17 protein-coding genes and 2 pseudogenes are annotated in these 22,905 nt (G+C 70.1%); 9 read left to right on the top strand and 10 right to left on the bottom strand.

The annotated features are described in order from the left end of the window. The first annotated feature begins 11 nt into the window (after positions 1-11). From ACWC5C_RS20760 to ACWC5C_RS20780, 5 genes are all read left to right on the top strand, one after another. Complete coding sequence (locus tag ACWC5C_RS20760) at positions 12-413, top strand: hypothetical protein (RefSeq protein WP_450877236.1); 402 nt, start codon at positions 12-14, stop codon at positions 411-413. Continuing rightward, positions 407-1,504 (top strand): PEP/pyruvate-binding domain-containing protein, encoded by a 1,098-nt coding sequence (locus ACWC5C_RS20765; RefSeq protein ID WP_450877238.1) that lies wholly within the window; start codon positions 407-409, stop codon positions 1,502-1,504. The genes ACWC5C_RS20760 and ACWC5C_RS20765 overlap by 7 nt, the downstream gene beginning before the upstream one ends. After that, positions 1,501-2,100: a transcriptional regulator gene (locus ACWC5C_RS20770; protein ID WP_450877240.1), complete on the top strand. Its 600-nt coding sequence runs from the start codon at positions 1,501-1,503 to the stop codon at positions 2,098-2,100. The genes ACWC5C_RS20765 and ACWC5C_RS20770 overlap by 4 nt, the downstream gene beginning before the upstream one ends. 338 nt (positions 2,101-2,438) lie before the next feature. Next, positions 2,439-3,173 carry an FAD-dependent monooxygenase gene (locus tag ACWC5C_RS20775; protein WP_450877242.1) on the top strand — a complete coding sequence of 245 codons (735 nt, stop codon included), beginning with the start codon at positions 2,439-2,441 and terminating at the stop codon, positions 3,171-3,173. An 86-nt stretch (positions 3,174-3,259) separates the two neighbouring features. Beyond that, complete coding sequence (locus ACWC5C_RS20780; protein ID WP_450877244.1) at positions 3,260-5,410, top strand: MMPL family transporter; 2,151 nt, start codon at positions 3,260-3,262, stop codon at positions 5,408-5,410. Positions 5,411-5,518: 108 nt separating this feature from the next. Here ACWC5C_RS20780 and ACWC5C_RS20785 read toward each other — a convergent pair whose 3' ends face one another. The 7 genes and pseudogenes from ACWC5C_RS20785 to ACWC5C_RS20815 all read right to left on the bottom strand — a co-directional run bounded on the left by ACWC5C_RS20785 (position 5,519) and on the right by ACWC5C_RS20815 (position 9,905). Continuing rightward, the gene (locus ACWC5C_RS20785) at positions 5,519-6,970 is read right to left on the bottom strand and encodes an ATP-binding protein (protein WP_450877246.1); all 1,452 of its coding nucleotides are present in this window, start codon (positions 6,968-6,970) and stop codon (positions 5,519-5,521) included. After that, positions 6,967-7,659, bottom strand: a complete 693-nt coding sequence (locus tag ACWC5C_RS20790) for a response regulator transcription factor (protein WP_385441194.1) — start codon at positions 7,657-7,659, stop codon at positions 6,967-6,969. Before ACWC5C_RS20790 ends, ACWC5C_RS20785 begins: the two co-directional genes overlap by 4 nt. A gap of 127 nt (positions 7,660-7,786) precedes the next feature. After that, positions 7,787-8,023 (bottom strand): annotated as a pseudogene (locus tag ACWC5C_RS20795) (IS630 family transposase); the annotation flags it as partial. Positions 8,024-8,232: 209 nt separating this feature from the next. Further along, positions 8,233-8,469, bottom strand: a complete 237-nt coding sequence (locus ACWC5C_RS20800) for a hypothetical protein (protein WP_450877248.1) — start codon at positions 8,467-8,469, stop codon at positions 8,233-8,235. After that, entirely contained in the window at positions 8,390-8,950 is a 561-nt protein-coding gene (locus ACWC5C_RS20805; protein ID WP_450877382.1) for a hypothetical protein, read from the bottom strand. The genes ACWC5C_RS20800 and ACWC5C_RS20805 overlap by 80 nt, the downstream gene beginning before the upstream one ends. Positions 8,951-9,047: 97 nt before the next feature. Then, a pseudogene (locus tag ACWC5C_RS20810) lies at positions 9,048-9,161 on the bottom strand (sulfite oxidase-like oxidoreductase); the annotation flags it as partial. Positions 9,162-9,797: 636 nt separating this feature from the next. Further along, positions 9,798-9,905, bottom strand: a complete 108-nt coding sequence (locus ACWC5C_RS20815) for a DUF6924 domain-containing protein (protein ID WP_450877250.1) — start codon at positions 9,903-9,905, stop codon at positions 9,798-9,800. A gap of 576 nt (positions 9,906-10,481) precedes the next feature. Here ACWC5C_RS20815 and ACWC5C_RS20820 point away from each other — a divergent pair. Next, on the top strand, positions 10,482-10,715 hold the full coding sequence (locus ACWC5C_RS20820) for a hypothetical protein (protein ID WP_450877252.1): 234 nt from the start codon (positions 10,482-10,484) through the stop codon (positions 10,713-10,715). Positions 10,716-10,906: 191 nt separating this feature from the next. Here ACWC5C_RS20820 and ACWC5C_RS20825 read toward each other — a convergent pair whose 3' ends face one another. Continuing rightward, entirely contained in the window at positions 10,907-11,761 is an 855-nt protein-coding gene (locus tag ACWC5C_RS20825; protein ID WP_450877254.1) for a transposase family protein, read from the bottom strand. 690 nt (positions 11,762-12,451) lie between these two features. Here ACWC5C_RS20825 and ACWC5C_RS20830 point away from each other — a divergent pair. Both ACWC5C_RS20830 and ACWC5C_RS20835 read left to right on the top strand, forming a co-directional pair. After that, positions 12,452-12,814 (top strand): hypothetical protein, encoded by a 363-nt coding sequence (locus tag ACWC5C_RS20830; RefSeq protein ID WP_450877256.1) that lies wholly within the window; start codon positions 12,452-12,454, stop codon positions 12,812-12,814. A gap of 259 nt (positions 12,815-13,073) precedes the next feature. Then, positions 13,074-13,847: a YkgJ family cysteine cluster protein gene (locus ACWC5C_RS20835; protein ID WP_450877258.1), complete on the top strand. Its 774-nt coding sequence runs from the start codon at positions 13,074-13,076 to the stop codon at positions 13,845-13,847. A 12-nt stretch (positions 13,848-13,859) separates the two neighbouring features. On the opposite strand, the gene ACWC5C_RS20840 is transcribed toward ACWC5C_RS20835, so the two are convergent. Then, positions 13,860-17,171, bottom strand: a complete 3,312-nt coding sequence (locus tag ACWC5C_RS20840) for a right-handed parallel beta-helix repeat-containing protein (RefSeq protein ID WP_450877260.1) — start codon at positions 17,169-17,171, stop codon at positions 13,860-13,862. Positions 17,172-17,416: 245 nt separating this feature from the next. Between ACWC5C_RS20840 and ACWC5C_RS20845 the strand changes: the two genes are divergently transcribed. Then, a complete protein-coding gene (locus ACWC5C_RS20845; protein ID WP_450877262.1) occupies positions 17,417-18,625 on the top strand; it encodes a S8 family serine peptidase in 1,209 nt (402 codons plus the stop codon). A gap of 222 nt (positions 18,626-18,847) precedes the next feature. Here the strand turns inward: ACWC5C_RS20845 and eccCa are convergent, their stop codons facing one another. Next, positions 18,848-22,834 carry a type VII secretion protein EccCa gene (eccCa, locus tag ACWC5C_RS20850; protein ID WP_450877372.1) on the bottom strand — a complete coding sequence of 1,329 codons (3,987 nt, stop codon included), beginning with the start codon at positions 22,832-22,834 and terminating at the stop codon, positions 18,848-18,850. Between the last annotated feature and the right edge of the window lie 71 nt (positions 22,835-22,905).

A 22,905-nucleotide genomic window follows, 5' to 3' on the forward strand; every position in this document is an offset into this window, starting at 1 on the left:
GAGGTGGGGTAGTGCCCCTCCCTTTCAACGATCATGACCGTGCTGCCGAACTCGACCGTGTCCGCGCTGTGGTCAACGAGGCCGGCGCTGCCGGTCTTGAGCTGCGGCCATGGCAGCGATCCGGACAGCCAGCCTCGGACGCTGACTTGGTGCGGTTCGCCGCGTGGACCGCACGGGACGCGAAGATGACTGATCCCGCGGTCATGCACGCGGGGCTGCGGCTGCTGGCCTCGGCTCGTGCAGAGCTCGACCAGGCCGAGTCCGCCTTGCTGTTCGCCGCGCGCGGGGCGGGGATGACGTGGCCACAGATCGCCGATGCTCTCGGTCTGGCCTCGGCACAGGCCGCTCAACAGCGCCAGAATCGAGTGCTCACCCGGACCAGCGCTCCCGAGACGCGTACTGAGCCGTGCTGATCCCGCTGAACCAGGCCGACGAGCGGTGCGGGGCCAAGGCCGCCAACCTCGCCCGGCTGCTGCGTGAGGGCTTCAGCGTGCCAGCCGGGTTCGTGATCGAGGACGTGGGTGACGACACCTGGGTCCACGAACTCGAGTCCGCGCTGCGGAGCCTGGGTTCTGGACCGTTCGCGGTACGCTCCTCCGCCGTGGGCGAGGACGGCAGCCAGGCCTCATTCGCCGGTCAGCTGCACACCACCCTCGGCGCGACCACTCCGGCGCAGGTGGCTCAGGCGGTGCGGCGCACCGCCACGTCAGGCACCGGGCCACGGGCCGCCGCGTACGTCGCCCGGACACGTCGGTCACCCCGACCAGCGGTGTCGGTGATCGTGCAGAGGCTGGTCCAAGCCCAAGTGGCCGGGGTGTTGTTCACGCGCCAGCCCGTCACCGGCGCCGACCAGATGGTTATCGAGGCGGATCGCGGGCTGGGCGACAAGGTCGTCAACGGGAGCCTCACCCCGCAGAGGTGGACCCTCGACGGAGACGCGGTCACCGCCCCGGACACCGTCGTGGAACCGGTCCTGACCACGGCGCAGGTACTCACGCTGGCCGAGACCGGCCGCCGGGTCGAGGCCGTGTTCGGATGCCCGCAAGACGTCGAGTGGGCCATCGCCGACGGCACGGTATGGGTGCTGCAAGCGCGCCCCATCACCACGACCACCGAGCCGGGCGGACACACAGCCCGCAGTGCAGGCAAGGTGTTGGTCACCGGCACTCCAGCCAGCCCCGGCAACGCGACCGGGCGGGTACGGGTGATCGACGGACTGGACGACTTCACCCGCTTCCGCTCCGGTGACGTGCTGGTCTGTCGCACGACCTCACCCGCCTGGACCCCGCTGCTGGCCCGCGCCGCCGCGGTCGTCACCGAGGTCGGCGGGGTTCTCGCCCACGCCGCGATCGTGGCCCGCGAGTTCGGCATCCCGGCAGTCACGGCCACCAACGACGCGACATCTGTGCTGGCTGACGGACTGTGCGTCGTCGTGGACGGCACCCGCGGCACCGTCGCCACTGGACGGAGCCGACACCCAGAGCACACCACGGAGCGTAGATGAGCCAGGCTTCCCCGATCGGCCTCCTAGTCCTGCACGCCGTTCGGACCATGGGCTATGCCGACACAGCACGGGCCGCCGCTCGCCTGAACGTCCATGAGGACGAAGCGCGTGCGCACCTGCTGGACGCCCAGGCCCAGGACTGGATCACCTACTCTTCCTTCGCCGGCGACGGCGGCTGGTCGCTGACCGAGTCCGGCAAAGCACATGGGGAGCGACTGCTGGCTGCTGAGCTCGAGGGAACCGGCGCCCGTGCAGCGGTCGAGCAGGTCCACCAGGACTTCCTGCCGCCCAACGACGCCATGGCCGCGACCTGCACCGCCTGGCAGCTGGCCGAGATGGGCATCAACGCGCAGACCGTGACCCTCGCCCAGACGCTTGCGGCGCTCGAAGGCCCCGCCACCGCCCTGGCCGGGCTCGAAGGCCGCCTGACTGCCCACCTCGACCGGTTTTCCGGCTACCACCAGCGTTTCACTGAAGCCCTGACCAAGGCGCGCGTCGAACCTGCCTGGATCACCGGTACCGACCGCGACTCCTGCCACCGGGTCTGGTTCGAACTGCACGAAGACCTGATCGCCACCCTCGGCATGACCCGCTGATCCCGTCTGAGCAGCCGGTAACTGGACCGCAGCGTCAGGATCCGGGCGGTTCTTCGAGACGGCCACGCTCCGCATCACCGCCTCGGCGGGGTCTCACAGGCCGGGCGTGGGCAGCAGCGGTTCGATCAGAGCCGGGGGTTGAGGAACATCCATGTCAGATCAGGCGCCAAGCCGATGTCGGCCCTCGTGGGCGGCATCTTCCTCAACCCCGGGCTCGGGGTGAGTCGACTGTCCACAGTGGAGTTCGACGGCCCGCCGCGGCAGGTCGAGCCGCTCACCGTCGAGGAGCTGGAGGACAGCATCCGGCGGGTGAGCGGCACCGATTCACGATCACCACGATGTCGTCCGGGACCCGCTGGATCGACACCGCGCGGCAGGCGACCACGTACCGGACCGGCCGGGTCCTGCTGGCCGGGGACGCGGCCCACGTGTACGCGCCGGTCGGCGGCCAGGGCCTCAACGTCGGTATCGTCGACGCGGCGAACCTCGGCTGGAAGCTCGCGGCCGTGGTACGCGGCTGGGTCGGCGAGGACATCCTCGACACGTACACCACCGAACGGCATCCGGTCGCGGCGCGCCTGCTGCAGAACACCCGGGCCCAGATCGCCCTGATGCGACCCGACCCGCGGACGAGGGCGCTGTGGGAGATGTTCTCCGACCTGTTGGACCTCGACGACGCCCACCGGTACGTCACCGACATGCTCGCCGGCATGGACGTCCGGTACGACCTGGGCGACGACCACCGGCTCGTCGGCACCCTGTGCCCGGACATGAAGTTGACGCTGGAGCGGCCCGACCCGGACGTCGTCACCGCGGTGACTCGGTCGGCGGACCTGCTGCGTGAGGGGCGTGGGCTCCTGTTCGACCTCGTCGACCGCGCGGAGGTCCGCGACGCCGCGGCCGCGTGGACCGGACGGGTCAACACCGTCACCGCCCGCACGGACCGGGTGGACGTCGACGCGTTGCTCATCCGGCCCGACGGCTGTGTCGCCTGGGCCTTGCCCACCGGGCAGGACCTCGACGCCACCACGCTGGTGCGTGCGCCGGGCACATGGTGCGGCCAACCGGCCTGAGCACCGCATTAACAGTCGTCTCAGGTTCGCTCGGTACGAAGTAGGCATCCAGACAAGCGATGCAACCCGTATGTAGGAGGCTAGTGATGGCAGTCAACGCAGCGCCGTCCGGGGAAGCGCCGGCCGGTCGGTTGGCAGGCCGGTGGGTGCCGTGGTTAGTGATTGGCTTATGGCTGGTGCTGGCGGCGGGCATGGTGCCGCTGAGCGGAAAGTTGAGCTCGGTCACCACCGACAGCGCCGTAGACACCCTGCCGGCCAGTGCCGAGTCCACCAAGGTGGCGGTGCTGGACGACAGTCTCCCCGGCGGTGAGAACAACACGTTCGTCTTCGTGTACCACCGCGCCGGCGGCATGACCGACGCCGACCGAGCGACGGTCGAGCGCCACTACAACACCCTTGCCAAGCGGTACCCGCCGAAGGCGACGGCGGCGGCCGGCGAGGACGACGAGGGCTCACCGACGAGCCCCTCCACCGACCGCGAGGCGATGATGTTCACCCTTGAGGTGAGCACGGCCTACGGCGCACCGGAGGACATCGTCGGCCCGTTGCGTGACGCCGCGAAGGACCGCCCCTCCGGCCTGGAACTCGACGTGACCGGCCCGGGCGCGATCGACGGCGACATGGACGCCGTCTTCGACGGCATCGACGTGCAGGTCCTCCTCACCACCATCGTCGTTGTCACGCTCCTGCTCATCCTCACCTACCGCAGCCCGGTGTTGTGGATCATCCCGCTGGTGGCCGTTGGCGCGGCCGCACTGACCTCGATGGGGACCGTCTACCTGCTCGTCAAGGGCTTCGGCATCGTGGTCAACGACCAGAACTCGGCGCTGCTGACGATCCTGGTATTCGGCGTCGGCACGGACTACGCGCTGTTGCTCATCGCTCGATATCGGGAGGCACTGCACCACCATGAGAACGTCCGGGTCGCGATGGTCCACGCGCTCCGTGGCGCGGCGCCGGCCATCGTCGCGTCCGCGGCCACCGTGGTCGCCGGCCTGCTCTGCCTGCTCGTCGCGGACCTGAACAGCACCAGCGGGTTGGGCCCGATCGGTGCGGCCGGCATCCTGTGCGCGCTGGTGGCCATGCTGACGCTGTTCCCGGCGGTGCTCGTGGTGCTCGGCAGGCGGATCTTCTGGCCGGCCATTCCGCGGTTCAGCACGGCCGTGGAGGAGAAGCCGGGGCTGTGGGGACGGCTCGGCACCGCCATCAGCCGCCGCCGGTGGGTGGCGACGCTCGGCTCGCTCGGAGTCCTCGGCGTGCTCGCCCTCGGGCTGGCGGGCAACACCGGCGCCCTGCGGGAGCAGGACCAGTTCCTGTCCGCGCCGGAGTCGGTCACCGGCTTCACCGTTCTCCGCCAGCACTTCCCGGAGCTCGGCGGCCAGCCGATGACGATCTTCACGCGGCCGGCGCACCAAGAGCGGGTGCTCGACATCGTCAAGGACACCCGCGGTGTGGCCCTGGCCATCCCGGAGCAGACCAGCGGTGGCTGGGCCAACATCTCCGTGTTCCCGAAGGATGCGCCGGACACCGTCGCAGAGTACGACACGATCAAGCGGGTGCGCACCGCCGTGCACGCGGTGAGCGGGGCGGAGGCGATCGTCGGCGGGCCGAGTGCGGAGAACCTCGACACCGAGGTGACCACCAGCCGCGACGAGAAGCTGGTGATCCCGCTGGTGCTCGCCGTCGTCCTGATCGTCCTCGGGCTGCTGCTGCGCGCGATCCTGGCCCCGCTGGTCCTGATGGCCACCGTGATCGTCTCATTCGCCGCAGCCTTCGGCGGCAGCGTGTTCGTCTTCGACACGATCCTCGGGTTCAAGGGTGTCGACTATTCGGTGCCGCTGCTGGCATTCCTGTTCCTGGTGGCGCTCGGCGTCGACTACAACATCTTCCTGGCCAGCCGGGCCCGGGAGGAGACCGTGCGTCTCGGCACCAGAGAGGGCATGCTCAAAGCCCTCTCGGCCACCGGTGGCGTCATCACCTCGGCAGGCCTGGTCCTGGCGGCCACGTTCGCGGTCCTCGCCACACTTCCGCTGGTGATGCTGATCGAGGTCGGGTTCCTGGTGGCCTTCGGCGTGCTGCTCGACGCCCTGCTGGTGCGGTCGGTCCTGGTGCCCGCCCTCACCTTGCTGATCGGCCGGCGGATGTGGTGGCCGAGCCGGCTGTCCCGTCCAGCGGCGGAGCTGCCGGACGGTCAACAGTCGCTCGCCGACGACGAGGAGCCCGCGCTGCAACGGTGAGCGCGACGGCACGGACGAGATCCGGGACAGGACCCCAGGCCCGTCCCGGATTTTTCATGGGCCCGACGGTCGCCGCCCTTTGGTCCTGCGCCGCGCCGCCGGGGCGGGTCAGCGCATCGCGGTGTCCTCCCCGGCGGTGAGCCGCGCGATCGGGGCGGGCGGGGCCGCGGCCGGAAGGTCGACCCGAAGCAGCGCGCCACCGCGTGCGGAGCGGGCGACGGTGGCCCGGCCGCCGTGGGCGTCGACGACCCGCTGCACGATCGACAGCCCCAGACCGGATCCCGGCAACGCCCGGGCGCTGTCGGCACGGTAGAACCGGTCGAACACCCGCGGTACGTCGGCGGCGTCGATGCCCGGCCCGGCGTCGTCGACCTCGAGCACCGCCGACGCGCCCTCGGCACGGAGCCGGACCTGGACCGGCTGGTCCGCGGGGGACCACTTGCTGGCGTTGTCGATGAGGTTGAGCACCGCCCGCTCGAGCGCGGCGGGACGCCCGCTCACCCACACGGAGGTCACGTCGAGTGCGACCTCGATGTCGGGCACGCGGGAACGCGCCCGGGTCGCGGCGGCCACCACCACGTCGGCGAGGTCGAGCAGCTCGGTGCTCTCGTCGCTGATGTCACCGCGCGCCAGGTCGGTCAGCTCGGCGACAAGGGTGCTCAACTCGGCCACCTGGGCGCCGAGATCGTTGAGCAGCCGGGTCCGGCTCTCCGACGGCAGTGCGCTGTCCAGGGTGCCGCGCTGATCGAGCCGGATCAGCAGCTCGACGTTGAGGCGCAGGCTGGTGAGCGGGGTCTTGAGCTCGTGGGCGGCGTCCTCGGCGAGCAGCCGCTGGGCCCGCCGGGAGTCCCGGAGCGCGGCGAGCATGTCGTTGATCGACTGGATCAGCCGCCGGATCTCCCCACCGCCCTCATCCGGGATGCCGGCGTCGAGATCCCGGGTGTGCGCGACACGTACCGCGGCGGCGGTCAGCCGGTCGATCGGTGCCAGCCCGGTCCGCGCCACGGTCCGTCCGACAAGGGCGCCGCCGACCACGCAGAGCAGCCCGATCAGCAGCATGCCCAACCCGAACTGGTTGATCGGGCTGTCGTCGGCGACGTGGGCCACCTGGACCGCGCCGTCGCCCGCCCGCAGCGTGTAGATGAGGTAGCCGTCCTCGTCGCTGTCGTTCGACTCCATCAGGTCGGCCGACGCGCCCTGCGCCACGCGCCCGGCGTGCTCGCTGACCGGGGGCAGCGCGGGTTGGCCGGCCGGCGTCCGGGTCGAGCCGTCGGGCAGGATGACCCGCACCAGCCGACCGGATCCGGGATACGGCGGTAGCTGGACCTGCGCCAGACCGGCGCGCTCCGCGTTCGTCGCCAGGACGCGGGAGTCGGCGCGCAGCTGATTCTCGGCGGTGTCCCGCAGCTCCCAGCCCAGTAGCTCACTGGCCACCTGGAAGGCCACGAACACGCTGACCGCGATGGCCGTCGCCGCGATCACCGTCAGCCTGGTCCGCAGGGACCGCCGGCGCCACCATCGGGTCAGCCGGCGCGGTTCCCGGCCGGCGGGCCCGCTCACAGAGGAGTCTCCCGCAACGTGTATCCCAGGCCGCGCAGCGTGTAGATCAATCGCGGCTCACCCTCGGCCTCCATCTTGCGGCGCAGGTAGCTCACGTATACCTGGAGGTTGTTGGCGGTGGAGCTCATGCCGAAGCCCCAGATCGCCTCGAACAGCGCGTCGCGGGTCAAGACCCGGGTCGCGTTGCACATGAGGACCTGCAGGAGGGAGAACTCGGTCCGGGTCAGGTGCAGCGGCCGCCCGCCCCGCCATGCCTCGAACCTGTCGGGATCGAGCCGGACGTCGGCGAACGACAGGATCTGCGACTCCTCGTCGGTCGGCGTGCGCCGGCGCAGCAGGGCCCGCACCCGGGCCAGTAACTCCTCGGTGGCGAACGGCTTGGGCAGGTAGTCGTCGGCGCCCGCGTCCAGCCCCGTGACCCGGTCGGAGACCTGGTCACGGGCGGTCAGCATCAGCACCGGCAGATCCCGACCCGCGGCCCGCAACCGCCTGCAGGTCTCCAACCCGCCGAGGCGGGGCATCATCACGTCGAGGAGCAGCAGATCCAGCGTGTCACCGCTGGCCCCACCGACCCCGTCGAGCACGGCGAGACCGTTGGCGACCGTGCTGGTGTCGTAACCCTCGACCTGGAGCACCCGCTCCAGCGACTCACGGATGGCCACGTCATCATCCGCGATCATGATCCGCACGCCGGCCCGCCCCCTTCCAGTCGATGTTTTTCCGCTCATTGTCCCCGATCAACCTGAGGCCAGGATTAGAGCGTCGCTGGGGACCGCGCTCTTACGGATACCTACTGACCTTGAATGCGTGGTGTCGTCATGGTGGCTCGCGCTGGAGGCCCGTGCCGGTGAGGCAGCCGTCGAGGACGTCGGGGCGGTACTGGAGGGTGCGTAGTCCACGGCGGACAGCGGTGAGCCAGTCACGGTCGGCGATATACCGGCGCATCCCTGCTGTGAGGTGGGTGTTGAGGTTGTCCCAGACCAGCACGATGGGGCCGCCGAGCTGCTGGTGGGTGGTCTGGATCAGATCGCGGTAGTCCTTCCAGGGGAAGCTCAGGGGGTGCGAGGTGGAGAACTGCGGAATCGGAGCGCTCTCACGGTCCTGGCACAGCACCGGGGTGGCCACCTCGACGAAGCCGACCTCGTGCAGCCATCCGCGCACGGCGCGGAGCAGTCCGGCTTTGGTCAGGAGCAGCTCCCGCTCGGCCGGGTTGTCCTTCAGCAAGGTGCCGTACAGCCGCCGCGCCTCGGGACTGGCGGCCGTCATCGCGCGCCCCCAGGAGGTGTCGCGGTCCATGGCGAGGTGATGGTCAGGCTGTGTTCGGCGCCGGAGTCGAGCCGGGCCTCGGCGCCGATCGGCAGCGTGTACTTCAAGGGGGTGTGACCGAACGGCAGGCCGAAGGCGATGGGGAAGCCGTACTCACCGCACAGGTCCATGACCATCTCGGTCGCCCCGAGGCCGCCCGAGGGTTCGCAGCCGAGCAGCTCGCCGACGACCATTCCGGAGATCTTGTCCAGGACTCCGGTGTCGCGGAAGCTTGGTGATGCGCTCCAGGATCGCCACCCCCTTCAGCGCGGCCACCGGGGCGTCCATCGCCAGGTCTGACAGCTGCTCCTCCACCTGGGTCAGAAGCATTTCCAGCGCTGCCGGCAGGGGCACCGACCGCCCCCGGGCCTCCTCGACGTGCCGCTTCCAGTCATCGCGAGGGCCCGAGACCTCGATGTCGAGCCGGGCATCGACCACCTCGTCCCAGTCGATCGGATACAGGCTCTCGCCACGCCAGCCGCACGCGCACGAGCCGCGCAGATGCGGCGCCTTGGGCGCGCCCAGCGTGCCGTCGTATATCCACCATTCGCTCAGGGGCGGAACGGAACCGGAGCTGCCGACGTCGTAGTACACCGGCTTGGGCTCGCTGCCGTCAGCCAGAACTGCTGAGGGCTTGCCCTCATGAGACGAGCCGAACTCGGTGGTCTGCCACATGGTGCTTCCCTTACCACTACTTGGGAATGAATAGCCTGGGCTAATGCTGCTTTAGGACCGTATTCCGCCTCAGACGAGTATGCCGGACTGCGTTCGGCTAGGAGGTCACCGGTGTCGGCTCGTCGCCCTCCTGCTGACGATGGGAGTAGCGCTGTTCTTTCCAGGGGCCACCGATGTTGTGGTAGCCGCGTTCCTCCCAGAAGCCGCGCCGGAGATCGAACGCCGCCGCACCCACCACTGGCAAGGCCGAGACGAAGACCGTCTACGCGATCACCAGCCTGCCGCCCGAACAGGCCGACCCGGTACAACGGGCCGAACTCATCCAGAATCACTGGTCAGTTGAGGCCCTGCACCACATCCCCGAAGACGTAACCTATGGCGAGGACGCCTCACGCATACGCACCGGCACCGCACCCCGTGCCATGGCAACCCTGCGCAATCTCGCCATCGGACTGATGCGCCAAGCAGGCTGGACCAACATTGCTGCCGCGGCCGATCACGCCATGCTCCGTATCACAGCCTGAGAACGCATCACCCCTGCTCTCCTGCCGGGTCCGCGGTACCAGAACCAGGCCGAGGCCATCCGAGCCGGGGTGAACTCCCGTGTCTCCTGACAACGCCCCCGAAACCACCGAGGTCACGTCCGAGATGGCCCGTCGCTGCCCGGTCTGCGAGACCTGTGGGGCTCGAAAAGTCATCGTTGCTGGTCAAGCGGCATAGCGATACTCGTTGATGACGCCGAAGTCTGCGTGCGTCGTGGAACGCCGCGAACGCGCCCGTATCCGCAGCGAGAAGGGCATTCGCTGGGGAGGACGCCCCGTTGCAGCGGCGTGTGACGGGCCGAGGCTCAAAAGCCTCGGAGAACCCCGTCGTCCTCGACGGCAGAGGCGAACTCCTCGAAGTCCATGTTCGATATCGCCAGGTTGTTCTCGACGCTCCACAGCCACTCCGCCACGCGTCCTCGGGCATCAGGTCCGCGAATCGCCTGTCGTCGACGAGTTCGACGTTCGCTAGGAAGTCGTCCTCGTTCGGGGTGGACAACGCCGTCCGGAGGGCATCCTACGCGGCGTCACTGGAGAAGTCGGTACGTACCACCAGCGCGTTCACGCTGAAAGGAAGCTGAGTCATGCACAGACGGTACCGCTGCTGAGCAGGTGAACCTTCCCGATCAGGGCACTAGCTCAATGCCACCGCGATCCCCTGGTCCGCGCGCAGCACCTGACGGCGCCGAGTGAATTTAGATTGCAAAAAGCCAGAATTTCTTTGCTTTTTTCTTGTTTTTTCGCTGTCAGGCTGGTGTAGGGGGCTGATAAGGGTGGGTGTAATTCGGTCAATAATGCACTCTTCGGGTGCAAAATTCCAGGCCGGTCAATGACTATGCGCTGATACTGTCCTTTGCGTCGCCTCTGTCGCCCAGAATGCAGGCAGCGGAATTCTGCTGCAAAGAGATGAGCGAAGGGCAGCTGCCGTGCGGTCGTCAACGGGGGCGCATTAATGGACCATGCACGACCAAAGTCGACTGGAGAATCTTATGAAGAAGGCCATACGCAGGAAGGTGCTCGCCGTAGCCGCGGTTGCCACGGCCGCCGTTGCTCTGCCCCTCGTGACGGCAGGCCCGGCCTCTGCCGAGACCCATCTCGCCCCGCACGTCACCTACTCCTTCCTGGAATGCCAGACGCTCGGCAACCGGGCGGCGCAGGCGGGTCTCCTGACCGGCTTCAACTGCGTGCAGGAAGGTAACGCAGTCATTATGTACCCCTGGTAATCAGCCCTTCCGGCGGCCCTTTCGGGCCCTGGGCTGAATGCCTCGGCGGAGCATCGCGGTTCCGGGTGCTCCGCCGTTTCCCTTTCCTGGAATGCGCCGGGAAAATTGCCGAGTCCGTCCCGAGAACCGCTCCTAACGAGCTCGTGCACGGTTGGCGGTGAGACGTCGAGAGCTTCGGCGGGGCTCAGTGTTTACGTCCGCCGTGCCGGGATCAGGTCTGCGGTCTGCTGGTGGGACAGCAGAGCGGCGACCGCTTGGACGGTGTCACTCGTGTGCTCGCGGCGGCCGAGGTGGCGGGCGAGGGCCCGCCAGTTCTTCAGGTGGGCGATGCTGTGCTCGACCCGGATACGTCGAGAGGAGTGTGCCTTGCGCTGTCGCTCGTGCATCTCCTCGTACCAGGCGGGTGCGTTCTTCTTGAACTTGCGGTGCGGTGGCGTCACCACCCGTCCGCCGGTCTGCGCGCCCAACCCCTGGTAGCCGGCATCCGCGAGGATTTCGACCACGGGCCTGTCGGCCAGGAGCTTGACCAGCCCCGACTGGCGGGCGTGGGTGATGTCCGCGCAGCTTCCCGGTCGGGTCGGGCTGCAGAACAGGAGGCGGCCGTCCGCGTCGGTGACGACCATGGCCTTGACGGCGTTCTGCTTACTCTTGCCGGAGATGAACGTGTCCCGGTCCTTGCGTCCGGCTGCCGGGCGACGGACCCGGATCTCGGTGCCATCGACGATTCCCGTCTTCCCGCCCGTACCAAGGTGGTCGACGACATCCGCCAGGGTCCGCAGCCGGACGCCGGGGCTGATGGTGCACCCGCGCTCGGCGAGCAGGGGCCGCACCTCACCCACGGCCCGGGTGATGGTGGAACGGTCCACGCCGAACCAGCAGGCCAGCACGTCATGCGTGGCCCCGTGGCGGAGATGAACGAGCGTGACCAGGAGCCGGTCGACGAATACCAGCCGGTGCTTCGCTCCGGCGCCCCCGGCCCGCTTCCGCGGCCTGGACGCCAGCCTGGCCTGGTGCCGTTCATGCCACAACGGGCCTACCTCGGCCACGAGTTCAGTGATCACCTCGGCCGACAGGCCCGTGATCCTTCGGTCATTGATGATCGCTGCACGAATCGCGTTCCCCACCACACGACCGTGATCAACGATCACGAGCCCGACGTCTCACTGCCAACCGTGCACGAGCTCGTTAGGCCTGCAGGCTCCGATGAGGAGAGGGCGGTGGTCGCCCGAGAGTTGCGGGTGGCCGCCATTGTGCAAGTGGCGGTGGCTGACGAGCCCTGGCCAGGGCGACTGTCCACCATCGGTGTTGATCAGGTGGAGGCGGTCGTGGTCGCCACACGCGTAGGAAGCAAGAATCCGCATGTCGTTAAGGACTCGCATGATGTTAAGAAACAGATCGCTGAACACACTGGCCCTCCTCGCTGCGGCCACGCTGGTGGGTATCACGGGTGCCACAGCGAACGCCACGACTTCCGCCGACACCTTCCCCACGCAGGACCCCGCGCAGTGCACGGACTTTGGCACGACTGAGGACGCGAAGAGCGCGGCCGCTCATGGCAAGGGGGTCATCAGCCTGTGGACCAGCCTCTGGAGCATGCCGGAGGCCAAGAAGCTCTACGACGCCTACCTCACCCCGGGCAAGCCATCGCTGACGCGGACTCAGCTCAGCGGCGAGGCGGCTCGCACCACGTTCCGGCGGGCCGGCGAGACGAGCGCTGCTGTTCAAGGGATCGCGGGGTGGAGTTCCCCGACGGGACCTTCGTTCCGGACAGCCGGAAGATCGCCGGGAAGTACTCGCTGACGAAGACCACGTCGGACAGCGACACCAAGGTCGCCCTGAACATGCATGCCCTGAACCTGACCGTGCTCGACTCGATCGACTTTTTCCCTGGCAACCTAGGAACCGGCACGATCCGTGACGTATCGCCCGGCCTGAGCCGTCTCGAACGGACCCCGTACGTCGACGAGAAGACGTGCGTTGCCACCGCGGAATGCACCTACGCACGGCCGGTGCTGTTCCAGGTCGACGTGCCGCTCAACGACGTGTCCGTCGACGTGACGGACCTGTTCTCCGGCACGACTCCTGACGTCACGCCCTGAAGCCCGCGGTTGTACCACAACCGTGAGGTCGGCCCATCACCGGCGACCTTGCCGTCGTCTCTCACAGGCTGCTTTCCTGAACGGCCGCTTTGCTCCTGCTTCCTGCCGCACAACCGTGATCCGGTCTGCCGTCGGCGTGGGATCGGGTTCGTGGCCGAGGAATCAGCCGTCAGGTATGCCTAGAGCGCGGCCGGGTCGATTCCGCCGACTGTTGTCCCACCGCCCCCGGCGATCCTGCTCGGGTGGCTATCCGGTGTGTATGTCCGGCCCGACGGCCAGGAAGTGCGCGACCGCGCAGGAGCTGAACGCCAACGCGGGCGCGCGGGCCGGATACCGGCTCGACGAGGAGGAGCTGGCGGAGGCGGAGCGTCAGTGGACCGCGGACCGGGACCACTGGTTCGAGCTGGTGGCCCGCTGGAACACACTGGCCGGGGAGGCCGAAACCCCGACCTGGCGGGCTGCGCCGACTGCGGGGGCAGGTGCCTGCCGGGAGTACAACGTCCACGTGACCATCGCGGACGTCCGCAGGCTGGCGTCCGGAATGGCCGTCCACCCCAGGGAGTTCGTCTACCTCAAGGAGGGCAAGGAGGAGGACAGCAGCGACTTCCGCTTCCGGCCCGGCGGTCCGCTGTACGACCTCCACCTCCTGCACCGGCCGGATACGAAGGGGTGCGTGTTCCTGATGGAGATCGCCCCCGGCAAGGCCCGTTGCGGCGCGTACGTCCACCGCCCGATGGGGTGCGCCACCTTCCCGGCCGCACTCGACCAGGGCTCGGTGGGCATCCGTAGGAACACGCTGTGCGGCGGCCCGGACTCCTGGAACCTCGCCACCATGGACCTGGCCACCTACCGGCGCGACATCATGCGCAACCGAGCGGCCTGGCGCGAGCACCTGGACCTGGTGGAGCAGTGGAACGCCAGGATCGACGCCGCTGCCCGGGGGATGACGCACGAGGACCTGTACGAGTTCATCCTGGCCACTGACCTCGTGCGGGACACGGAGGCCGTCTCCGCGGAGACGGCCTCCCCGTAGCGGCGGCGCCGATCAGCCGGCGGGTTGCGCGGAGCCCACCGGCAGATCGTCGGGCAGCAGCAGCCGCAGATCCTCCAGACCGGGCGCCGCCATGGCGCCGATGCGCCGGGCCTGCCGTGTCATCATCGCCTCCAGCAGCTGGCGGGCGGTGCGCGCGTTGCCGAAGGAACGGTCGCGCGGGATGAGGTCCACGTATGCGCGCAGCGCCGTCAGAGTCTCCTCGGAACAGTCGTAGCCGGAGTTGGCCGCGTAGCTGCTCATGATGGTGACCAGCTCCTCCGAGTTGTAGTGCTCGAACTCGACGGTGCGGCTGAAGCGCGAGGCCAGACCGGGGTTGGAGGCCAGGAAGCGGCGCATCTCCTCGGTGTATCCGGCGGCGATGACCACGACCTCGTCACGGTGGTCCTCCATGAGCTTCAGCAGGGTGTCGACGGCTTCCTGGCCGAAGTCGGAACCCGCGCCCTCGGGGGTGAGGGTGTACGCCTCGTCGATGAACAGCACCCCGCCGAAGGCGCGCTCGAACACCTCCTTGGTGAGCTGCGCGGTGTGTCCCACGTAGCGGCCGACCAGATCGGCGCGGGCCACCTCCACCAGCTGACCGGTGTTCAGCACGCCGAGGGAGTGCAGCAGGTCCGCGTAGAGCCGGGCCACGGTGGTCTTACCGGTGCCGGGCGGGCCGGAGAAGATCAGGTGGTGGCTGATCTTCGGGGTGGGCAGGCCCGCGGCCTGTCGCTGCCGGGTGGCCTGCAACAGGTTGACCAGGTCGGTCACCTCGTGCTTGACCGCGCCCAGGCCGACCATCGCGTCCAGCTCGGCCAGCAGGTCCTTGGAGTTGCGGGGGCCGTCCGCGCCGCTGACGGCCGCGTCGTCGGCGACGTCGTCGGGCAGCAGCAGCGTGAGGTCCGCCTCGGCCGGGTTGGCCATCGACCCGAGGCGGAACGCCTGCCGGTCCACCATCTCCTCGAACACCCGGCGCGCCGCACGGCCGTTGCCGAACGTGGAGTCGCGCGGCATCCGCTCGTAGAGGCGGCCGAGGGCGTCCAGGGTGCTCGGGTCGAGTTCGTACCGGTGGCTCCCGCACATGGACTCGGTGATGGTGACCAGCTCGTCCACCGAGTAGTTGGCGAACTCGATGGTGCGGGTGAACCGGGAGGCCAGACCGGGGTTGGAGCCGAGGAAGCCGGCCATCTGGTCGGTGTATCCGGCGGCGATGACGACCACGTCGTCGCGGTGGTCCTCCATGAGCTTCAGCAGGGTGTCGATGGCCTCCTGGCCGAAGTCGGCACCGGAGCCCTTGCCGTCGGAGAGCAGGGTGTACGCCTCGTCGATGAACAGCACACCGCCCAGCGCCTCGTTGAACGCCTCGGTGGTCTTGATGGCCGTACCGCCGATGATCTGGGCGACGAGGTCGGCCCGGGAGACCTCCACCAGATGGCCGGAGCGCAGGACGCCGAGGTCGGCGAGGATGCCGCCGTAGAGCCGGGCGACGGTGGTCTTGCCGGTGCCGGGCGGGCCGGAGAACACCAGGTGGCGGCTCATCGGCGGGGCGGGCATGCCGAGGCTGGCGCGGCGCTGGGCGAGCTGGTTGAGGTTGATCAGGGTGCGGACCTGGTGTTTGACGTCGGCCAGGCCGATGAGCGACTCCAGCTCCTCCAGCGGGCCCTCCGGCTTCTTCGCCCCGCCGCCGGGGGCCGTCTCGGCGCCGGTTCCGCCGACGCTCTCGCCCCAGGCGTCCTCGGCGGCGTTGCCGCTGCTGTCCAGCCCCTCGACGGTGAGACGGTCGCTGGCGCGGGACTGCTTGAGTCCCGCGCCGCGGTTGTCCCGGGTGGTACAGCCGGTGACCGCGACCTTCTCGGCGCTGTCGACCCGGATGCCGTCGCCGGTGCTGCCGGTGACCTGGCAGGCCTCCAGCGTGGCCCGGGCGCCCTCGGCGATCAGGACGCCGTGCGCGCCCGACTCGGCCAGGTGGAGGCGGTGCGCGGTCAACTCGCCGCCGCCCTCGACGTGGAGGGCCGAGGTGGCGCTGGAGCGGACCTCGCAGTCGCTGATGGTACCGCGGCCCCCGGAGCCGACCGCGATCCCGGCCTGGGTCGTGCGGCGCACCGCGCAGTCGCGGATGTCGGGGGCGCCGCCGTCGGATATGCGGATGCCGGCGCCCTCCGCGTTCTCGACGGTGCACACCTCCAGCCGCCCGCGGCCGTCCTCGGCCACCTCCAGGCCGTGGCCGCGGGCGTCGGCCACCCGCGCCCGGCTCAGCAGCGGATTGGCGTTGGTGCGGATGGAGATGCCGACCCCGGCGGCGTCGGCCACCTCCAGCCGGTCGAACTCCGCCGAGGATCCCTCGGCCAGCAGCACGGACGCGGTCTTGTCGGCGCAGTCCCGCACGGTGGTCCCGGTGAGCAGCGGCGCGCTGGAGCCGATGACCCGGATCGCGGGGGCGGTCGCGGAGTCGAACTCACAGTCCTGGAACGTGCCCCGGGAGCGCTCGGTGACGGCGAGTCCGTTGCCCTTGGTGCGGGAGGTGATACAGCGCAGCAGCTCCGGATCGGCACCGGAGGAGAGGACGATGCCGGGGCCGGTGGTGTCGGTGACCGTGACCTCTTCGAGGGTGGGCCGGGAGCTGCTGGTGACGTAGACGCCGACCGAGGTGTCGTGCACACGGGCGCGCAGCACATGGGTGGAGCACTTGCCTTCGAGGGCGATGGAGGGCTTCTCGGTGCCGGACACGTCGCAGTCCTCCACCCGGCCCTGCGCCTCGCCGTTGGCGAGGATGCCGTTGCCCTGGGCGTCACGCACCCGGCAGCCGCGGACGGTGGTGCGGGCCTGCTCGCCGAGGACGATGGCGGAGGTGCCGAGGTGCTCGAAGACGGAGTCGGCGACCACGCTGCCGGTGGGCGCGGTGTCCACGACCCCGGCGCCCTCGGGGTTGGAGATCCGGCAGTCCCGGATGGCCACCGAGCCGTTCTCGCGGGCGAGGACGGCCGTCCAGCCCGAACCCACCACGGTGCAGCCGTCCATGGCCACCTGACCCCGGGGCGCGTCCACCACGGGCAGGTCCTCGTTGCCACCACGCAGGGTCAGGTCGGTGAGCATCACCGCGTCCGCGACGAGCACCACGGCGGTGCCACGGGGCGGGCAGATCTCCACGCTGCCGCGCTCCCCGTCACCGGCGATGGTGATGCGCGTGCGGACCGTCAGGTTCTCGCGGTAACGGCCGGGCCGGACGCGTATCACCGCTCCCGCGCGCGCCTTCTCCAGGGCCTCGCCGATCGTCCGGAAGCCCTCCGGCTGGTCCGGACCGACCGTGAGCAACTGCCGTGACACGCTGGGACCTCCTCGATGTGGTGCCGCCGCCGACCCTCGGTGCCCGAACCCCGGGGCCTGCCGGAAGCTGGGGGAGAGGGTCGAGCACGCGACGGAAAGGCTACGGGAACCGCGACACCCTCATCCAGGTGTCTCCGGCGCCGGTCCGGACGACCGGCCGCGGACCCAAGGTCCGGGGCAAGCACGGCAGTTCCTACCCGAGGCACGTTACCCCGTGGTGATGTCCTGCGCGTATTGTGCGCGCCATGCGACGTGATCGTTCTCATCGCCGTACGGTGGCGCGGGCGGTGGCCGCCGCCCTCATGACCACGGCGCCCGTGGCCGCCCAGGCTCCCCCCGCCGCCGCGGACTCCATCGAACTGCCTGTCATCCCGTCCGTCCTGGCGCCCGACACGCCGTGCACCAAGGCGTCCGGCGAGACGGCCCGTGACGAGCCGTGGACGCGGCAGGCGCTGGGCCTGAGCCGCAGCTGGCGGCTGGCGGACGGCCAGGGCGTGACCGTGGGGGTGGTGGACACCGGTGTCGGTACGGACATCCCCGCCCTGACCGGCCGGGTCACCGCGGTCGGCGGCGCGGGCACCGACTGCGTGGGGCACGGCAGCTTCGCCGCCGGCCTGATCGCCGCAGCGCCCGGCAAGGGCTCGGGCGTGGCGGGCGCGGCGCCCGCGGCTCGGATCCTCGCGGTGCGCGGTACGGACTCCCGCGGCAACCCCGCGGCGGAGCAGCTGGCGAGCGGGATCCGGGCCGCGGTCGACGGCGGCGCGAAGGTCGTCTACGTGGGGCGCGCGGTGCCCACCGGCAAGGACGTGCTGACCGCCGCGGTGGCGTACGCGACGCAGCACGACGCCCTGGTGGTCGCCCCGTTCGCCCCGGACGCGATGCCCGACGACCCGGAGACCAACCAGCCTGCCGAGCCCGCGCCCTGGTACTGGCCCGCGGCCGCGCCCGGGGTGCTGTCGGTCATGGACTACGGCCCGGACGGCACCCGCCCCAAGAACGCGCCGGATAAGCAGGGGGCCGACCTGGCGGCGCCGGGGGACGCGGCGGTCAGCGTCGGTCCGAGCGGCTCCGGCCTCTTCATCGGCTCCGGCTCCTCGCTGGCGGCGGCGAATGTTGCGGGGGCGGCGGCGCTGGTGCGTTCGCGGCACCCGCAAATGAGCGCTGCCCAGGTGTCCCGCCAGCTGGTCGCGGCGGCCTACCCGGCGGTCCCGCCGCGGCTGGACCCGTACGCGGCGCTGACCACCGTTCTCACCGACCGGCAGGGCGCCACACCCCGTCCGGCGCCCGCGAAGATCCCCCCGGCCGCCTCCCCGCAGCCGCTCAACCGTGCGCTGCTGATCGCGGGCGCGGGCGGGGGAGTGGTGCTGCTGGTGGGGGCCGCGGCGGTGGTGATCCCGCAAGGCCGGGCCCGGGGATGGCGCCCGGCGGGCCAGGAGGACCGGCCGGTGGTCTGAGAACACCCGGCCCGCGCACGATCTCCCCCGCGCATTTCTGGGGATTCCCCCAGATATCTTCTGGGGATTTCCCTAGATGTTCGCGGCCGGATATTCCGCCGATTTCCACCGGGCAGCCCGGACCCCGGCCGGCACTCCGACGGATATCCCGGCCGGAATGCCTCGCCGAGAACAGAAACCGCCCCCGGTGCCGTGCACCGGGGGCGGAGTCGTTGACGGGTTTTACTTCCCTTGCCCGGATTCCGTGGTCGACGTGTCCACGAGCGCCGTCTGGACCTGAGTGGTCTTGCGGCGGGCGACCCGGACGGCCCGCCCGGGGTTCAGGTTCCGGCCCTTGACGTTGCCCAGCAGATAGCCCTCCGACGGCGGGCAGGACATCAGCAGGGCGGGCGTGTTGACCTCCAGCAGCCGCCGCATGAGCATCTCGTTCAGCCCGCGCCCGGCGCCGGACGCGGAGCGGGTGACGATGATGTGCAGCCCGACCTCCCAGCCCAGGGCGAGGTGGTTGAGCAGCGGGTCGAACGGCGAGTTGCCGATGCCGGCGCCCAGCATGTCGTAGTCGTCGATCAGGATGAACAGCCGCGGCCCGGGCCACCAGTCGGCCTGCTTCATCCGGCCCGGGGCGATGTCCGGGCCCGGCACCCGGCTCTGTACGGCGCGGGCGGTCCCGTCGATCATGTCCTTCAGCGCGCCCATGGACACCGCGTGGCCCAGCCGGTACTCCTCCGGCACCGCTTCCACCAGGTCACGGCGGTAGTCCACGAGCACGATCTGCGCCTCGGCGGGGGTGTACCGGTCCATGATGGACTTGGCCATCAGCCGCAGCAGGTTGGTCTTGCCGCACTCGGTGTCGCCCACCACGACCATGTGCGGGCTCTCGCTGAAGTCGTGCCAGACGACCGACAGCCGCTCCTCCTCCACGCCGATCGGCACCCGGAAGTCGCCCCCGGCCGGGGGAAGCTGCTTGGCGGGCAGCTCCGTCGGCAGCATCCGCACCCGCGGGGCCGCCGGGCCCGGCCAGCTCTCCTTGATCGCCGACACCAGGCCGGAAACCCCGTCCGACAGGTCCTCGGCCGACTCCATGCCGTCGATGCGGGGGAGCGCGGTGAGGTAGTGCAGCTTGCCCTCCCGGGTGAGCCCGCGGCCCGGGATGCGCGGCACGGTGGCGGCGCGGCGGTTGTCGATCTCGGAGTCCATGGCGTCACCCATCCGCAGCTCCAGATGGGTACCGGCCTGGTCGCGCACCGCCGCGGTGAGCTCCACCCAGCGGGCGGTGGTCACGATGAGGTGGATGCCGTAGTTCAGGCCGCGGGCGGCGATAGATGCGAACGTCTGGATGTTGCGGTCGTAGTCCTGGCGCACCGTGGACCAGCCGTCGATCACCAGGAACACATCGCCGTGCGGCTGGTCCGCGAACTCGCCCGCGGCTCGGCGGCGGCGGTACGTGCCCATCGAGTCGATGCCGTGGGTCAGGAAGAACCGCTCGCGGTCCGCCAGCAGCGAGGTGACCTCGGAGATCGTACGGCCCACCCGCTCGGAGTCCAGCCGCGCCGCGACCCCGGCGGTGTGCGGCAGCTCGGCCAGCGGCGCCAGCGTGCCACCGCCGAAGTCCAGGCAGTAGAACTGCACTTCGCGCGGGGTGTGGGTGAGGGCCAGCGCGGTCAGGATGGTGCGCACCATGGTGCTCTTCCCACTCTGCGGACCGCCCGCGATGGCGAGGTGGCCGCCGACCCCCGACAGGTCGATGGTCAGCAGGTCGCGCAGCTGCTCGAAGGGCTTGTCGATGATGCCGATCGGCACCGTCAGGCGCCCGCGCATCGGCGAGCCGACCGTGGTCAGCCCCAGCTCCGGATCGGGCGTCAGCGGCGGCAGCACCTGGTCCAGCGTCGCGGGCAGGTCCAGCGGCGGCAGCCACACCTGGTGGGCGGGGGGCCCGGCGCCCAGCAGCCGGTCCACGGCGACCGACAGCAGCGTGTCGCTGGTCTCCTCCTCCGGCTCCGGCTCGGGCTCGGGTACGTCGGGGAGCTGGCGGGGCACCACGTACGCCGCCGTCCACGGCACCGTCTGGCTGGCCACCCGGGCCTGGTTGGCCCGGCTGCGCCGTTGCTGGTACGGGCCGGAGACGTACGCGGCGCGGAACCGGGTCAGCGCCTCCACACCCGACTTGAGGTAGCCGCTGCCAGGCTGCGGCGGCAGCTGGTAGGCGTCGGGCACACCGAGCACACCGCGGCTCTCCATGGCGGAGAAGGTGCGCAGCCCGACGCGGTACGACAGATGGCTCTCCAGCTGGTGCATCCGCCCCTCGTCCAGCCGCTGCGAGGCGAGCAGCAGATGGACGCCGAGGCTGCGCCCGAGCCGTCCGATCATCACGAACAGCTCCATGAACTCGCGGTGCGCGGCGAGCAGTTCGCTGAACTCGTCGACGATCACGAACAGGCTGGGCAGCGGCTCCAGCGGGGTGCCCGAGGCCCGCGCCTTCTCGTAGTCCAGGGCGGAGGTGTAGTTGCCGGCGGAGCGCAGCAGCTCCTGGCGGCGGATCAGCTCACCGTGCAGGGCGTCCTGCATGCGGCCCACCAGCGCGGCCTCCCCGGCGAGGTTGGTGATCACCGCGGAGGTGTGGGGCAGTTCGTCCAGGCCGAGGAAGGTGGCGCCACCCTTGAAGTCCACCAGGACGAAGTTGAGTGTTTCCGAGGAGTTGGTCAGCGCCAGCGCCAGCACCAGCGTGCGCAGCAGCTCGCTCTTGCCGGATCCGGTGGCTCCGATGAGCATGCCGTGCGGCCCGGTGCCGCCTTGCGCGGACTCCTTGATGTCCAGCTCCACCGGGGTGCCGTCCGGACCGACCGCGATCGGCACCTTGAGCCGGTTGGACCCGGTGGCCTGCTTCCACAGGGTGTCCGGGTCATGGTGGTGCAGGTCGGAGATGCCCAGCAGGGTGGTCAGTTCGACGTCCGAGGACAGCGGCTCCGCGGAGTCACCGCCGCCCATCCCCATCCGGTACGGGGCGATGCGCTTGGCCAGGGCCGTTGCGCCGACCGACCCGAAGTCGTCGGGGCGGCCGAGCCGGGTGGTCTGCTCCTTGCGCTCGCGGTCGGTGCGGACCAGCTCGAAGGAGTCCTCGTCGACGTCGAAGCGCAGGGTGACCCGTCCGGGCCGCCAGCTGAGCGCGCCGGTCAGGTCGAGCACGACGCAGTTGCGGAAGCCCGCCCCGTCCAGCCGGTGCCGACCGGGGACGGCGCCGCCGTCCACCACGATCACGGTCAACGGCTCGTCACGCCCGGTCGACGCGTCCGGGTCGAACGAGGGCCGTTCCAGGAACTCCGCGCCGAGCAGGTCCTCCAGCTCGTTGAGGGCCGAGACGAACATCCTCGCCGGGCCCGCGCCGTCGTTCTCCTGGGGGTGGAGGTTGTGGGGGAGCCACTTCACCCACTCCCAGTCCGCGCGCCGCTCGTCCGACACGCACACCGCCACCCACACGTCGTCCGGGGCGTGGAAGGTCGCCAGCTGGGCGACGATCGCTCGGGCCAGGGAACGTATCCGCTCCTCGTCACCCCGGAACAGTACCCGCGCCCAGGCCCGCAGATAGATGGCGATGGGCTGCTCGGGCACGGTGGAGTAGGCCCGCATGAAGCTGCGCAGCGCGTGCGCCGTCAGCGGCTCCAGATCCTCGACCGGGGTGGTCGCCGTGGGCGTCAGCCGCAGGCCCAGCTTCTGCTCCCCGACGGCCACCCGGATCTCGCCGAAGTCCTCGTCCTGCGGACGGCGTTCCCACAGCCGGGTGGTGCCCGCCAGCGACCACAGGGCCGAGGGCGGCGGGTGCCGCCACGCCAGCGCCTTCTGCTGATCGGTCACGGCGGCGCGGACCTTGCGCCGGATCTGGGTGAGATAGCGCAGGTAGTCGCGGCGCTCACCCTTCAGACGCTGTTTGCGCTCGCTCGTCTTGCGCATCATCTGGCCGAGCATCATGGCCGCCGAGGACAGCACCATCAGCCCCATCGCCAGGTACATGAAGTGGCTGCTGCCGCCGCCGCTCATGCCCGGTCTCATGAACATCAGCATCATGGACACCGACATGAGTGCCATGGGCAGATAGGTCCAGATGGCGGAACTGTCCGGAACCACTTCGGGCAGCGTGGGAGGTTCCTGCAGCTTCAGCTCGCCGTCGGGCATTTCAGGGCCGCGCCGACGCGCCGGGCGGCGGAACAGGACCACACTCAAGGAACGGTCTCCTCACGGGGAACAACGATGGGGCAAGGCTCTCGGCGTAATGTCGCGACCGCACA

The organism is Streptomyces sp. NPDC001700, from assembly GCF_053596435.1.